Origin of the sequence: Streptomyces coelicoflavus (genome assembly GCF_045041415.1) — a bacterium.
In the GTDB taxonomy this organism is placed as follows: domain Bacteria; phylum Actinomycetota; class Actinomycetes; order Streptomycetales; family Streptomycetaceae; genus Streptomyces; species Streptomyces coelicoflavus.
In genome coordinates, this window is the sequence record NZ_CP108218.1 from 6,679,360 (window position 1) to 6,692,969 (window position 13,610).

The 13,610-nt window shown below is 70.5% G+C and carries 14 protein-coding genes; all 14 read left to right on the top strand.

The window, feature by feature from the left end; all coding sequences use genetic code 11:
- Positions 1-6: 6 nt before the first annotated feature.
- Complete coding sequence (pafA, locus tag OHA99_RS29965; RefSeq protein ID WP_153180646.1) at positions 7-1,368, top strand: Pup--protein ligase; 1,362 nt, start codon at positions 7-9, stop codon at positions 1,366-1,368.
- A gap of 164 nt (positions 1,369-1,532) precedes the next feature.
- Entirely contained in the window at positions 1,533-2,537 is a 1,005-nt protein-coding gene (locus tag OHA99_RS29970; RefSeq protein WP_153180647.1) for an FKBP-type peptidyl-prolyl cis-trans isomerase, read from the top strand.
- Positions 2,538-2,595: 58 nt separating this feature from the next.
- Positions 2,596-2,967 carry an FKBP-type peptidyl-prolyl cis-trans isomerase gene (locus OHA99_RS29975; RefSeq protein ID WP_007447835.1) on the top strand — a complete coding sequence of 124 codons (372 nt, stop codon included), beginning with the start codon at positions 2,596-2,598 and terminating at the stop codon, positions 2,965-2,967.
- A 137-nt stretch (positions 2,968-3,104) separates the two neighbouring features.
- Positions 3,105-4,058: a helix-turn-helix transcriptional regulator gene (locus tag OHA99_RS29980; protein ID WP_405698386.1), complete on the top strand. Its 954-nt coding sequence runs from the start codon at positions 3,105-3,107 to the stop codon at positions 4,056-4,058.
- An 18-nt stretch (positions 4,059-4,076) separates the two neighbouring features.
- Complete coding sequence (locus OHA99_RS29985) at positions 4,077-5,165, top strand: helix-turn-helix transcriptional regulator (RefSeq protein ID WP_405698387.1); 1,089 nt, start codon at positions 4,077-4,079, stop codon at positions 5,163-5,165.
- On the top strand, positions 5,162-5,473 hold the full coding sequence (locus OHA99_RS29990; RefSeq protein ID WP_153180649.1) for a hypothetical protein: 312 nt from the start codon (positions 5,162-5,164) through the stop codon (positions 5,471-5,473). Before OHA99_RS29985 ends, OHA99_RS29990 begins: the two co-directional genes overlap by 4 nt.
- A 10-nt stretch (positions 5,474-5,483) precedes the next feature.
- A complete protein-coding gene (locus OHA99_RS29995; RefSeq protein WP_007447822.1) occupies positions 5,484-5,678 on the top strand; it encodes a hypothetical protein in 195 nt (64 codons plus the stop codon).
- Between the two features lie 278 nt (positions 5,679-5,956).
- Positions 5,957-6,244 carry a Sec-independent protein translocase subunit TatA gene (gene tatA, locus OHA99_RS30000; protein WP_007447821.1) on the top strand — a complete coding sequence of 96 codons (288 nt, stop codon included), beginning with the start codon at positions 5,957-5,959 and terminating at the stop codon, positions 6,242-6,244.
- Between the two features lie 47 nt (positions 6,245-6,291).
- A complete protein-coding gene (gene tatC, locus OHA99_RS30005) occupies positions 6,292-7,242 on the top strand; it encodes a twin-arginine translocase subunit TatC (RefSeq protein ID WP_153180650.1) in 951 nt (316 codons plus the stop codon).
- A gap of 67 nt (positions 7,243-7,309) precedes the next feature.
- On the top strand, positions 7,310-10,162 hold the full coding sequence (locus OHA99_RS30010; protein ID WP_153180651.1) for an RNA helicase: 2,853 nt from the start codon (positions 7,310-7,312) through the stop codon (positions 10,160-10,162).
- A gap of 370 nt (positions 10,163-10,532) precedes the next feature.
- Positions 10,533-12,158 (top strand): ATP-binding protein, encoded by a 1,626-nt coding sequence (locus OHA99_RS30015; RefSeq protein WP_153180652.1) that lies wholly within the window; start codon positions 10,533-10,535, stop codon positions 12,156-12,158.
- A gap of 26 nt (positions 12,159-12,184) precedes the next feature.
- Positions 12,185-12,562, top strand: coding sequence for a roadblock/LC7 domain-containing protein (locus OHA99_RS30020; RefSeq protein WP_167308645.1), 378 nt, complete (start codon positions 12,185-12,187; stop codon positions 12,560-12,562).
- Positions 12,559-12,975, top strand: a complete 417-nt coding sequence (locus tag OHA99_RS30025) for a DUF742 domain-containing protein (protein WP_153180653.1) — start codon at positions 12,559-12,561, stop codon at positions 12,973-12,975. Before OHA99_RS30020 ends, OHA99_RS30025 begins: the two co-directional genes overlap by 4 nt.
- Positions 12,956-13,576 (top strand): ATP/GTP-binding protein, encoded by a 621-nt coding sequence (locus OHA99_RS30030; protein WP_054103193.1) that lies wholly within the window; start codon positions 12,956-12,958, stop codon positions 13,574-13,576. The genes OHA99_RS30025 and OHA99_RS30030 overlap by 20 nt, the downstream gene beginning before the upstream one ends.
- Positions 13,577-13,610: the final 34 nt, after the last annotated feature.

A 13,610-nucleotide genomic window follows, 5' to 3' on the forward strand; every position in this document is an offset into this window, starting at 1 on the left:
TCAGTCATGGACCGCCGCATTTTCGGGCTGGAGAACGAGTACGGCGTCACGTGCACGTTCAGGGGACAGCGCCGCCTGTCGCCTGACGAGGTGGCGCGGTACCTCTTCCGCCGTGTCGTGTCATGGGGCCGCAGCAGCAACGTCTTTCTGCGCAATGGCGCCCGCCTGTATCTCGACGTGGGATCACATCCGGAATACGCGACACCCGAGTGTGACAACGTGACCGAACTCGTCACCCACGACAAGGCGGGCGAGCGCATTCTCGAAGGACTCCTGGTGGACGCCGAACGACGCCTGCACGAGGAGGGAATCGCGGGCGACGTCTACCTCTTCAAGAACAACACCGACTCCGCGGGCAACTCGTACGGTTGTCACGAGAATTATCTCGTGGCCCGGCACGGGGAGTTTTCGCGGCTCGCGGACATCCTCATTCCGTTCCTGGTGACGAGGCAGTTGCTCTGTGGTGCCGGCAAGGTGCTGCAGACGCCGCGCGGTGCGGTGTACTGCGTCAGCCAGCGGGCCGAGCACATCTGGGAGGGCGTCTCCTCGGCGACGACCCGGTCCCGGCCGATCATCAACACGCGTGACGAGCCGCACGCCGACGCGGAGCGCTACCGGCGGCTGCACGTCATCGTGGGCGACTCGAACATGTCCGAGACGACCATGCTGCTCAAGGTCGGCGCGACCGACCTGGTGCTGCGCATGATCGAGGCGGGCACGGTGATGCGGGACCTGACCCTGGAGAACCCGATCCGGGCGATCCGCGAGGTCAGCCACGACATCACCGGGCGGCGCAAGGTGCGCCTGGCCAGCGGCCGGGAGGCGTCCGCGCTGGAGGTGCAGCGGGAGTACTACGAGAAGGCCGTCGACTTCGTCGACCGCCGCGGTATCCGCACCGGCACCGTGGAGCGGGTGCTGGAGCTGTGGGGCCGCACACTGGAGGCGATCGAGAACGAGGACCTCGACCGTATCGACACCGAGATCGACTGGGTCATGAAGTACAAGCTGCTGGAGCGGTACCGGGCCAAGCACAACATGACCATGTCGCATCCGCGGGTCGCGCAGATAGACCTCGCGTACCACGACATCCACCGTCGTCGTGGTCTGTACTACCTGCTCGAGCGGAAGGGGCAGGCCGCCCGGGTCGCCAACGACCTGAAGATCTTCGAGGGCAAGTCCGTCCCGCCGCAGACCACTCGGGCCCGGCTGCGCGGCGACTTCATCCGGCGGGCCCAGGAGCAGCGCCGGGACTTCACCGTCGACTGGGTCCATCTGAAGCTCAACGACCAGGCGCAGCGCACCGTGTTGTGCAAGGACCCGTTCCGTTCGGTGGACGACCGGGTGGAGAAGCTGATCGCCGGTATGTGACCCGGACGCGGTGAGACCGGACGGGTGAGACACGCGTCTCCGCACGGAAGGGCGGAACGCCACACGGGCACCGTACGTTAGCCGTACGGTGCCCTTCTCACGCCGTAGAGTTGCGCGCACGCCAGCCATCAGGACCGACCCGATACCGATACGAGGCCCCCACCGTGCGCCGACGCTCACTCCTCATCGCCGTCCCCGCGGGACTGGTCACGCTCGCCGCCTGCGGTGACGACGACTCAGGCTCATCGAGCAACGCGAGCGACCCCGCGTCGCCGGAGGCGTCGGCCACCTCGGCACCACCGCCGCCGAAGATCGTCGACGGTCCGCTGCCGGCGATCACCGCGGGGACGAAGTTCGACGAGAAGCCGACCGTGGCGAAGGGCAGTGGCGAGCCGTCCAAGGACCTCGCGGTGAAGACGGTCGTCGCGGGCGGCGGCAAGGCCGTCGCGGAGAACGACTTCATCTCGGCGAACTACCTCGGCCAGATCTGGCAGAGCGCGAAGGTCTTCGACAACTCCTACGACCGCAAGACGCCCATCGTCATCCAGCTCGCGCAGGGCAGCATCATCGACGGCTGGCGGTACGCGCTCACCGGCAAGAAGACCGGCAGCCGGGTCCAGTTCTCGGTGCCGCCGACGTGGGGTTACGGGGAGCAGGGCAGCGAGCAGGCGGGCATCAAGGGCGACGACACGCTGGTGTTCGTGGTCGACGTCCAGGACACGTTCAACGCGAAGAGCAGTGCCGACGGCAAGAAGGTCGCACAGGACGACGCCGCCCTGCCGAAGGTCGGCACCAACACCGACGGCAAGGCGCCCTCCATCGAGGTGCCGAAGGCCGACGCGCCGAAGAAGCTCGCCGCCGAGTACGTCCTGGAGGGCGACGGCGCCGAGGTGGGGGCCCAGGACAGCGTGCTCGTGCAGTACAAGGGCGTGCTGTGGGACGGCGGCAAGGAGTTCGACTCGACGTACGGCAGGAAGCAGCTGACGTCGTTCTCCTTGCAGCAGGTCGTCAAGGGCTGGGCGCAGGGCCTGACGGGCAAGAAGGTGGGCAGCCGCGTCCTCATCGTCATCCCGCCGGACCTGGGTTACGGCGACAGCCCGCCCGAGGGCAGCGGCATCGAGAAGGACTCCACGCTGGTCTTCTCCGTGGACATCCTCGCGAAGATGTGACGTCCGGGGATGTAAGACTTGGGCGTTGCCTTTCCGCAGACAAGCAGGAGCTGAACACGTGAGCATCGACAAGCCCGAGGTCGACTTCCCGGGCGGCGAGCCCCCGGCGGACCTCGAGATCAAGGACATCTGGGAGGGCGACGGCCCGGTTGCCGAGGCCGGTCAGACCGTGACCGTCCACTACGTGGGCGTGACCTTCAGCACGGGCGAGGAGTTCGACGCCAGCTGGAACCGCGGTACGCCGTTCCGCTTCCCGCTCGGTGGCGGCCGCGTCATCGCGGGCTGGGACCGGGGCGTGCAGGGCATGAAGGTCGGCGGCCGCCGCCAGCTGACCATTCCCGCGCACCTCGCCTACGGCGACCAGAGCCCGACCCCGGCGATCCCGGCCGGCTCGACGCTGATCTTCGTGGTCGATCTGCTCGGAGTCTGACCGAAGTCCGAGCGGACGGCGATCAGAGCCGGTCACCTGGGGTCCATGCCTGTCCGGGCGTGGGCCCTCGGCTTTTGCCGCGCCACCGCGGGGCGGTACGGTCATCCGTCGTAAGCACCATAGGGAGAAGGGCGTCGATGGCCATTGCCAAGGCCGAGCGGCTGATGAACCTGGCGCTGTGTCTGCTCGGGACACGGCGGCCACTCAGCAAGCGCGAGCTGCGCGAGTCCGTCGAGGCCTATCTCGAGGCGGGCTCCGACGACTCCTTCAACCGCATGTTCGAGCGCGACAAGGACGATCTGCGCGAACTCGGACTGGTCATCGAGACCGTGGAGAGCCTCGACGGCGAGGTCGGCTACCTGGCCCGCCGGGACAGCAACCGGCTGCCGGCCATCACCCTGGACGCCGAGGAGGCCGCCGCGCTCGGGCTGGCCGCGAAGGTGTGGCAGCAGGCGCGGCTCGCCGGGGCGGCGAGCGGCGCGCTTCAGAAGCTGCGGGCGGCCGGGCTGCCCGAGGACGTCGACCCGTACGAGGCGCACGGTGCGCTGGAGCCGCGCATCCCGGTGCACGAGGCCGCCTTCGAGCCGCTGATGCTGGCCTGCCGCGACCGCCGGCCGGTGGTCTTCGACTACCGCAAGGCGAACGCCGCCCAGCCCGAGCCCCGGCTCGTGGAGCCGTGGGCGCTGGAGTGCTGGCGGGGCCACTGGTACCTGGCGGGCTTCGACCGCGACCGGGGTGCCGAGCGGGTGTTCCGGCTGTCGCGGATCACCGGGAAGGTGCGGTCGCGCGGCGCGCGGTTCACCGCACCGGTTCCCGACGTGGTCACGGTCCGGGAGACGGTCGCGAGCTGGGCGGGGGAGACCGCCGACCGGTCCGCGCTGATCCGGCTGCGCACGGGCGCCGGGTACCCCCTTCGGGCGAAGGCCACCGGGGTGCGGGAACTCGGTGACGGCTGGGACGAGTTGGAGATTCCGTACGGGCACGGCCTGGACGCCTGGCTGGTGGAGTTCGGGCCGGACGTGGTGGTGCTGGAGCCCGCGGAGTTGCGTGCGGACGTGGTGGACCGGCTGCGTGCCGTGGCCAAGGGCTGAGGGGGAGCGGACAACACTGTGGCAGGCAAACCGGTCAGGCCCGTGAACGCCATCGACCAGACCCGGCGGATGCTGTCCCTGGTGACGTATCTGCGCGAGCGCCCCGGCGCCCGCGTCGAAGACGTGGCGCGGGCCTTCGGCATCACCGAGGACGAGCTGGTCTCCGACCTCGACGTGCTCCCGATGTGCGGGACCAGCTTCCGCGGCGGCGATCTGCTGGACATCGACACCGACGGCGAGCGCATCTGGTGGCACAACCCCGCCGCGCTCGGCGCGGACGCCGCCGAGCCGCTGCGGCTGGCCGCCGACGAGGCGACCGCGCTGCTCGTCGCCGCGCGGGCCGTCGCGACCCTGCCGGGCCTGCGCGAGAGCGACCGGCAGGCGCTGCTGCGGGCCACCGCCAAGGTGGAGACCTCGGCCGGTGAGGCGGCGGGTGCCAGCTCGCGGCTGTCCGTCACCTTCGAGTCCGAGGGCGGTGTCTTCGCCGACGTCGACCGGGCCATCTCGGAGCGCCGCCGGCTGTGGATCCGCTACTACTCGCCGGCCCGTGACGAGGTCACCGAGCGGGAGATCGACCCCATCCGGCTGGTCAGCGTCGGGCACACGTACGTGGAGGCCTGGTGCCGCCGCTCCGAGGCCCGGCGCACCTTCCGGCTCGACCGGGTGGCCGAGATCCGCATCCTGGACGAGCCGTCCGCGCCGCCTGAGGTGGAGCTGCGGGACCTGTCGGAGGGCCTGGTGCAGCCCGCCGCCGAGGATCCCGAGGTGGTCGTGGAGGTCGGCCCCGGCGGACGCTGGGTCGCCGAGTACTACCCGCACGACAGCGCGGACGAACTGCCCGACGGCGGACTGCGCATCACCCTGCGCACGCCCGACCCCGCCTCCCTGCGGCGCCTGGCGCTGCGGCTGGGGCGCGACGGCCGGATCGTCTCCCCGGCCGGACTCGCCGACAGCGCCCGGCAGGCCGCCCGGGAGGGGCTGGCCGCGTACGACGGGATGGAGGCGGCCGGCGCGCACGGCGGGGACGGGACGGTCGCCGGGGCCGGCGGACGCCCTCGCGCGGAGGCGGTCGACGGGCGGCACGACAGGCAGGAGCGAGCACTGTGAGCGACCCCCTGGGGCCGGCCGGGTTCACCGGTCCGTCCGCGCCGGGCATGACGGCGGCGGCCGCGTTCGCCGGCATGAGACGCGTGTCACCGGTCGTGTTCAAGGCGGGCTGCCCGGACTGCCGGGGCCGTTTCGAACTCGCCGCGAGCGCCCTGCGCCTGGCCATCGGCGCCACGAGCCGGACCACCTTCTATTCGTTCACCTGCCCGGAGTGCGGGTCGGCCGTGCGCAAGCCGGCGGGGGAGCGGGTGGTGGAGCTGCTCACCGGCGGCGGGGTCAGGACCCTGCGGCTGCACTCCACCGTCTAGTCTCGACCTCATGTTCTGGCCGATGTTCGCGGTTGCCGTGGGTTTCCTGGGTCTCGCCGTCCTCGCGGTGTTCGCCGTGAAGGTGTTCGTGGAGGCGCAGCGCCTCGGCCGGCAGGTGACGGACTCCGCCCACCGGATCAGCCGCGCCGCGGAGGAGCTGGAGCGGGCGAGCGAGAGCGCCGCCCGTGCGGTGGACGCCCTGTGAACCCCTGAAGTCCTCCGCGGGAAGGCGCCGGTGACCCCATAGGCGGGTGTGAGCTATGTTTTGGGACACTTCGCCCTGTCACCTCACGGGTCCCGGACGGTACGCTGCTGGTCGCGGCCAGGAAAACGAGGCCCGGTCGCGGACGGGAGTACGCACGGGGATTGCCTCACGTTTACCCCTGAGCGTTACGATCGCTGCACAAGACGATCGATCGGACGTATGTCCGGCCGGTCGGACAGCACCCCCACCCAGCCGCCTCGGTGAGAAGGTAAAGACTTATGTTCGGAAGGCTCGGCGCCCCCGAGATCATTCTCATCCTCGTCGTCATCATCCTGCTGTTCGGCGCGAAGAAGCTTCCGGACATGGCGCGGTCGCTCGGCAAGTCGGCGCGCATCCTCAAGAGCGAGGCCAAGGCGATGAAGAGCGAGGCCAAGTCCGACGACTCCGCTCCGGCCGACCCGCCGAACCCCGAGCAGTCCGCGGCGCAGCGCACCATCCAGGCCGCCCCCGGCGACGTGACCAGCTCCCGGCCGGTCACCGAGCCGACGGACACGACCAAGCGCTGACGCAGGGCCGGTGACCTCCGGCCCGCCGCACGAGATGGGAATGTGGGTTGCTGAAGTCTGCCCGCAACAAGGAGAAGGATCCCGAGGGGCGGATGCCGCTCGCGGAGCACCTTCGTGAGCTCCGCAACCGGCTCGCGAAGGCGCTGCTGGCGATCGTGGTCATCACCGTCGTCGCCGCCTTCTTCTACGAGGAGATCATCAACGTCCTCACGGAACCGATCCTCGAGTCGATCGGCTGTGAGAAGACGTTCGCGGAGCTGGCCCAGTCGGAGGCCGGCTCGAAGCCGTGCGCGCAGATCACGCTCAACGGTCTGCTCGGCCCCTTCACCCTGGCTCTGAAGGTGTCCCTGACGGCCGGTGTCGTGCTGGCCTCCCCGGTCTGGCTCTACCAGCTGTGGGCGTTCGTCGCCCCGGGCCTGCACCGCAAGGAGAAGAAGTACGCCTACGCGTTCGTCGCCACCGGTGCCCCGCTGTTCCTCGTCGGCGCCTACTTCGCCTACGCGGTGCTTCCCACCTCGGCGAAGGTGCTGATCGAGTTCACGCCGAGCAACGTCGACAACCTGCTGCCGCTGGACGAGCTGCTCGACCTCGTCACGCGCATGGTGATCGTCTTCGGTCTCTCCTTCGAGCTGCCCCTGCTGCTGGTGATGCTCAACCTCACCGGAGTGCTGAGCGGCAAGCGGATGCTCGGCTGGTGGCGCGCGATGATCATGGGGATCACCCTGTTCGCGGCCATCGCCACGCCCAGCACCGACCCCCTGACGATGATCCTGCTGGCCGGCCCGATCTGGGTCCTGTACTTCGCCGCGGTCACCTTCTCCCTGCTGAACGACCGCCGCAAGGCCCGCCGCGAGGCCCTGGAGCCCGACGACGACGAGGCGTCCGAGCTGGACCTCACGCCCGAGGCCATCGGCGAGGTCGAGGCCGTGACCACCGCCCGCGCCCTGCCCGAGCAGGCGACGACGGACCGGGTCAACGGGTACGACGACGTGACCTGAGGGACGCAGGGGCGGTGACCGCAGGCGTCGCCGCCCCCACGGAACCCCCACACGGCCGATCCGGATAATGATCGTCCTGTTGTCAGTGCGGCCCGGTACGCTCGAAAGCACGATGACAGAGGATCTCTCACCGGCCGAGCGGTACGCGGCAGCCCGTCAGCGCGCTGCCGAGCAGGCCACCGCGCTCGCCACCTTCCGCGAGATGTACGACTTCGGCCTCGACCCCTTCCAGATCGAGGCGTGTCAGGCGCTCGAGGCGGGCAAGGGCGTGCTGGTGGCCGCGCCCACCGGCTCCGGCAAGACGATCGTCGGCGAGTTCGCCGTCCACCTCGCCCTCGAGCAGGGCAGGAAGTGCTTCTACACGACGCCCATCAAGGCGCTGTCGAACCAGAAGTACGCCGACCTGTGCCGCCGCTACGGCACGGACCGGGTGGGCCTGCTCACCGGCGACAACAGCGTGAACTCCGACGCCCCGGTGGTCGTGATGACCACCGAGGTCCTGCGGAACATGCTGTACGCGGGCTCGCAGACCCTCCTCGGCCTCGGTTACGTGGTCATGGACGAGGTGCACTACCTCTCCGACCGCTTCCGCGGCGCCGTGTGGGAGGAGGTGATCATTCACCTGCCCGAGTCCGTGACCCTGGTGTCCCTGTCGGCGACCGTGTCGAACGCCGAGGAGTTCGGCGACTGGCTCGACACCGTGCGCGGCGACACCCAGGTGATCGTCTCCGAGCACCGGCCCGTGCCGCTCTTCCAGCACGTGCTGGCCGGCCGCCGGATGTACGACCTGTTCGAGGAGGCCGAGGGCCACAAGAAGGCCGTCAACCCGGACCTGACGCGTATGGCCCGCCTGGAGGCGAGCCGTCCGTCGTACCAGGACCGCAGGCGCGGGCGCGCCATGAAGGAGGCCGACCGGGAGCGGGAGCGCAGACAGCGCTCGCGGGTGTGGACGCCGAGCCGGCCCGAGGTCATCGAGCGGCTGGACTCCGAGGGCCTGCTGCCCGCGATCACCTTCATCTTCAGCCGGGCCGGCTGCGAGGCCGCCGTCCAGCAGTGCCTGTACGCCGGCCTCAGGCTGAACGACGAGGGCGCGCGGGAGCGGGTCCGGACCCTGGTCGAGGAGCGCACCGCCTCCATCCCGCGCGAGGACCTGCACGTCCTGGGCTACTACGAGTGGCTGGAGGGCCTGGAGCGCGGCATCGCCGCCCACCACGCGGGCATGCTGCCCACCTTCAAGGAGGTCGTCGAGGAGCTGTTCGTGCGGGGTCTGGTGAAGGCCGTCTTCGCCACCGAGACCCTCGCCCTCGGCATCAACATGCCTGCCCGCTCGGTCGTCCTCGAGAAGCTTGTCAAGTGGAACGGCGAGCAGCACGCCGACATCACTCCCGGCGAGTTCACCCAGCTCACCGGCCGGGCCGGCCGACGCGGCATCGACGTCGAGGGCCACGCCGTGGTGCTGTGGCAGCGCGGCATGAACCCGGAGCACCTCGCCGGACTGGCCGGCACCCGCACGTATCCGCTGCGTTCCAGCTTCAGGCCGTCGTACAACATGGCGGTGAACCTGGTCGAGCAGTTCGGCCGGCACCGCTCGCGGGAGCTGCTCGAGACGTCCTTCGCGCAGTTCCAGGCGGACAAGTCGGTCGTCGGCATCTCCCGGCAGGTGCAGCGCAACGAGGAGGGGCTGGAGGGCTACCAGGCGTCCATGACCTGCCACCTCGGCGACTTCGACGCGTACGCCCGGCTGCGCCGCGAGCTGAAGGACCGCGAGCAGGAGCTGGCCCGGCAGGGCGCCAACCAGCGGCGTGCCGAGGCCGCCGTGGCGCTGGAGAAGCTGAAGCCGGGCGACGTCATCCACGTGCCCACCGGCAAGTACGCGGGCCTCGCCCTGGTCCTCGACCCGGGGCTGCCCGCCGGGCGGTCCAACGGCCACCGCGGCTTCGACCACCACGACGGGCCCCGCCCGCTGGTGCTGACCGCCGAGCGGCAGGTCAAGCGGCTGGCGTCGATCGACTTTCCGGTGCCCGTCGAGGCGCTGGACCGGATGCGGATCCCGAAGTCCTTCAACGCGCGCTCGCCGCAGTCCCGCCGCGACCTGGCCTCCGCACTGCGCACCAAGGCCGGGCACATCCCGCCGGAGCGGGCCCGCAAGAAGCGCTCCCAGGCGGCCGACGACCGGGAGATCGCCCGGCTGCGCAAGGCGATCCGCGCCCACCCCTGCCACGGCTGCGACGACCGCGAGGACCACGCCCGCTGGGCCGAGCGCTACCACCGGCTGCTGCGCGACACCTCGCAGCTGGAGCGCCGGATCGAGGGCCGGACCAACACCATCGCCCGCACCTTCGACCGGATCGTCGCCCTGCTGACGGAGCTGGACTACCTGCGCGGCGACGAGGTCACCGAGCACGGCAAGCGCCTGGCGCGGCTCTACGGCGAGCTGGACCTGCTCGCCAGCGAGTGCCTGCGCGAGGGCGTCTGGGAGGGACTGTCCCCGGCGGAGCTGGCCGCCTGCGTCTCGGCGCTGGTCTACGAGTCCCGGGCCGCCGACGACGCCATGGCCCCGAAGGTGCCCTCGGGCAAGGCCAAGGCCGCGCTCGGTGAGACGGTCCGCATCTGGGGCCGGCTGGACGCCCTGGAGGAGGACTTCCGGATCAGCCAGACCGAAGGCGTGGGCCAGCGTGAGCCCGACCTCGGCTTCGCCTGGGCGGCGTACATGTGGGCGTCCGGCAAGGGACTCGACGAGGTGCTGCGCGAGGCGGAGATGCCGGCCGGCGACTTCGTGCGCTGGTGCAAGCAGGTCATCGACGTCCTCGGCCAGATCGCGGCCGCCGCGCCGGGCGCCGGCTCCACCGTCCCGAAGAACGCGCGCAAGGCGGTCGACGAACTGCTGCGCGGGGTGGTCGCCTACTCGTCCGTGGGCTGACACCCGGCACCGACACCCCACAGGCCCGGCGGGAATCCCCGCCGGGCCTGCGCGCGTTCCGGGCCGCTTCGGCATCGCTTTCCCTCATCACGGTGAGTGATATTCGTACACCCTGAAGGCATTACTCCATGTGTTCGAACGACTCCCCGGCGTGCAAATGGGCTCGACCATACTCCAGTCCCCGAGCCTGTTTCAGGTGCTTGCCGAATATGACACGACGATGATCCCCCCGGACTAAGCTCGCCCGCAGCGCACCGAGTTGAGGTGTAATCGCGCGCTTGTTCCCAATGCGCCGAAGATCCCGACAACTCCCAGGCATACCCAGCCGAAAGCTTCCCCATCCCCGCCGATTCGTTTTCAGAGGGCCTACATGGTGAGTGTTGATTCCCCTCCAGGTCGCCGTGAACTTCCCTACGCGCGAACGCTGTTGCTGCCGGCCATACTGATGGCCGCGGCCACCGGGGCCGCCGTCGCCCTCGTGACGGAACCGGCCCGGCTCGCCGTCGGCCTGTGCGGTGCCGTCGCCACCCTCCTGGTGCTCACCGCGGCCGCCGAAGCCGTACGCCGCGGCCGCATGCTGCGGACCCAGCGCGCCGAGTACGCCCGTCACACCGCGTATCTGGAGCACCGGGCCGCGAGCCACCACGAGGAGATGGTCCGGCTCGGCGCCGAAGTCATCCCGAGCGTCCTGCACTTCATGCGCCGGGGCGCCACGCCCCGCGAGGTGATGAACCGCCTCGGCGAGGTGGACCCCTCCTACCCCGAACTCGGCGAGCCCCAGCGCAAGCTGATCCGCATGGTCTGCGAGATCGTCGACCACGAGGACTCCATGCGCGAGTCCGCCGAGCGCTCCTTCGTCGACATCGCCCGCCGCGTCCAGGCGATCGTCCACCAGCAGAACAAGGAACTCCGCGAGATGGAGGAGGACCACGGGCGCAACCCCGAGGTCTTCGACGACCTCCTGCGCATCGACCACGGCACCTCGCTGATCGGCCGCCTCGCCGACTCCATCTCCGTGATCGGCGGCGGCCGGCCCGGGCGCCAGTGGCCCCAGCCGGTCGCCCTCTACAGCGTGCTGCGCGGCGCCATGTCCCGGATCCTCGAGTACCGCCGGATCAACCTGGCCTCCATCGCCAAGGTCAACATCAAGGGCACCGCCGTCGAACCGGTCATCCACGCCGCGGCCGAACTCCTCGACAACGCCACCCGCTACTCGCCGCCCGCCGCCAAGGTGCACGTCACCGCGACCGAGGTGCAGAGCGGGGTGTGCATCGAGATCGAGGACGCCGGCGTCAGCCTCAGCGAGGAGTCCCGCGCCCGCATCGAGGGCCTGCTCGAACAGGCCAAGCGCGGCACCGACGTGCAGGACCTCGCCCAGCACCCGCGCCTCGGTCTGTCCGTGGTCGGCCGGCTGTGCACGCAGTTCGGCATGGACGTCTCGCTGCGCGCCTCCGCGTACGGCGGGGTCCGCGCCATCCTCATCGTGCCCAGCAAGATGATGACCACCGAGCCCGGCGTCGGCCTCGCCCACGGCATCGGCGCCACCTCGATCCCCACCCCGGGCCCCGACGCCCTGCCCGGACCGCAGCGCAAGCCCAAGAAGCGCCGCCCCACCAGCCCCCGGATTCCCGCCACGGTCTCCCTGGAGGACGACGTTCCCGAGGTGACCGAGTGGACGGCGGGCGGCCTCCCGCAGCGCCGCAGCCGGGTCAAGATGCCGCTCAGTCAGCGCCTCGCCGAGCAGGCCGCCTGGGAGCGGGAGGACGCCGAACGCGAGGCCCGCCAGGCCGCCGAGCGCGCCCGCAACGGCATCCCGGCGCCCGCGGAGCCGGAGCCCGACCGGGACAAGGACCAGGGCGGCCTCCCGCCGGGCCACTTCATCGGCGCCTTCTGGGAGGGACTCAAGCAGCACCCGGGCAGCACGCAGGCCCACCAGCAGTCCAGCAGCAGCGAGCCGGCCCACGCCCCGGCAGACGACGAGGGGAACCTCAAGTGATCGAGCAGCAAGGCAAGTTCGACTGGATGCTCCGGGACCTCTACGACGGCGTCCCGGGCATCGAGATGATCGTGGTGCTCTCCGCCGACGGCCTGCGCATCGCCCGCTACTCCGGGGACCCGGACGCCGCCGACCGCGTCGCCGCCGCCTGCGCCGGCCTGCAGAGCCTGGCGAGCGCCGTCAGCCAGGAGATCCCCACCAGCGACGGCGACATGAAGATGGTGCTCATCGAGATGAACGGCGGCTACTTCTACCTGATGGCCGCCGGACCCAACGCCTATCTCGCCGTGCTCTCCGACGTCCGCTGCGAACCCGGCCGGATGGGCCTGAGCATGGCCGACCTGGTCGCCCGGATCGGGCCCCACCTCACCAGTCCGGCACGGCGCAACGGGCAGACCGTATGACTCCTCCCAGGCGCCAGAGGCGATCTCCCGGGCCGGACCGGCCCGCCGCGCCGGCCCCGCCCCGCGCACCCGCCAAGGAAGGCGAGCTTCCCAACCCCGAGCGGCTCTTCGTCATCGGCGGCGAGGGCGGCGGCGAACGCGCCGACATCGACCTCGTCACCCTGATCGTGGCCCGCGCCGACCCCCCGGTGTCCGCCACCCCGGAAGAGGCGGCCCTGCTGCGGCTGTGCGCCGCGCCCCTGTCCGTGGCCGAGCTGTCCGCCTACCTGAGCCTGCCGTTCAGCGTGGTGACCGTGCTGCTCACCGACCTGCTGGCGAAGGAACTGGTGCAGGCCCGCGCCCCGATCGTCCGCCAGAAGGTCGCCGACCGAAACCTCCTCGAAGCGGTGATGCATGGACTTCAAAAACTCTGACACCATCCCGGGCCCACGGACCGAGGACCGGCTGCCGCACACCGCCGAGGCCGCCGTGAAGATCGTCATCGTGGGCGGCTTCGGGGTCGGCAAGACCACCATGGTCGGCTCGGTCAGCGAGATCAGACCGCTGACCACCGAGGAGACCATGACCCAGGCCGGCATCGGCGTCGACGACAACTACGGCTCCGCCTCCAAGACGGCCACCACCGTCGCCATGGACTTCGGCCGCATCACCATCACCGACGAACTGGTGCTCTACCTCTTCGGCACGCCCGGCCAGGAACGCTTCTGGTTCCTGTGGAACGGCCTGTTCGAGGGCGCCCTCGGTGCCGTCGTCCTGGTCGACACCCGCCGCCTGGAGGTCAGCTTCGACGTCATGGGGCGCCTGGAGGAACGCGGTGTGCCCTTCGTGGTCGCCGTCAACACCTTCCCCGACGCGCCTCGGTACCCCGTCGCGGAACTGCGCACCGCGCTCGACCTGCCCGAGGAGATCCCCATCCTCGACTGCGACGTGCGGCGCCGGGCCTCCAGCCGGGACGTCCTGATGACCCTGATGCGCTTCCTGCACGCCCTCGCCATGAAGGGCGCGCTGACCTGACCGCGCGCCCCACCGACAGCCCTTAGACGTGACC

Excerpts from the sequence above, each read along its gene's own strand:
- OHA99_RS30025 (WP_153180653.1), top strand. The coding sequence starts at position 12,559 with ATGACTCCTCCCAGGCGCCAGAGGCGATCTCCCGGGCCGGACCGGCCC.
- pafA (WP_153180646.1), top strand. The coding sequence starts at position 7 with ATGGACCGCCGCATTTTCGGGCTGGAGAACGAGTACGGCGTCACGTGC.
- OHA99_RS29980 (WP_405698386.1), top strand. The coding sequence starts at position 3,105 with ATGGCCATTGCCAAGGCCGAGCGGCTGATGAACCTGGCGCTGTGTCTG.
- OHA99_RS30010 (WP_153180651.1), top strand. The coding sequence starts at position 7,310 with ATGATCGTCCTGTTGTCAGTGCGGCCCGGTACGCTCGAAAGCACGATG.
- OHA99_RS30015 (WP_153180652.1), top strand. The coding sequence starts at position 10,533 with ATGGTGAGTGTTGATTCCCCTCCAGGTCGCCGTGAACTTCCCTACGCG.
- OHA99_RS30030 (WP_054103193.1), top strand. The coding sequence starts at position 12,956 with ATGGACTTCAAAAACTCTGACACCATCCCGGGCCCACGGACCGAGGAC.
- tatA (WP_007447821.1), top strand. The coding sequence starts at position 5,957 with ATGTTCGGAAGGCTCGGCGCCCCCGAGATCATTCTCATCCTCGTCGTC.
- OHA99_RS30020 (WP_167308645.1), top strand. The coding sequence starts at position 12,185 with ATGCTCCGGGACCTCTACGACGGCGTCCCGGGCATCGAGATGATCGTG.
- OHA99_RS29995 (WP_007447822.1), top strand. The coding sequence starts at position 5,484 with ATGTTCTGGCCGATGTTCGCGGTTGCCGTGGGTTTCCTGGGTCTCGCC.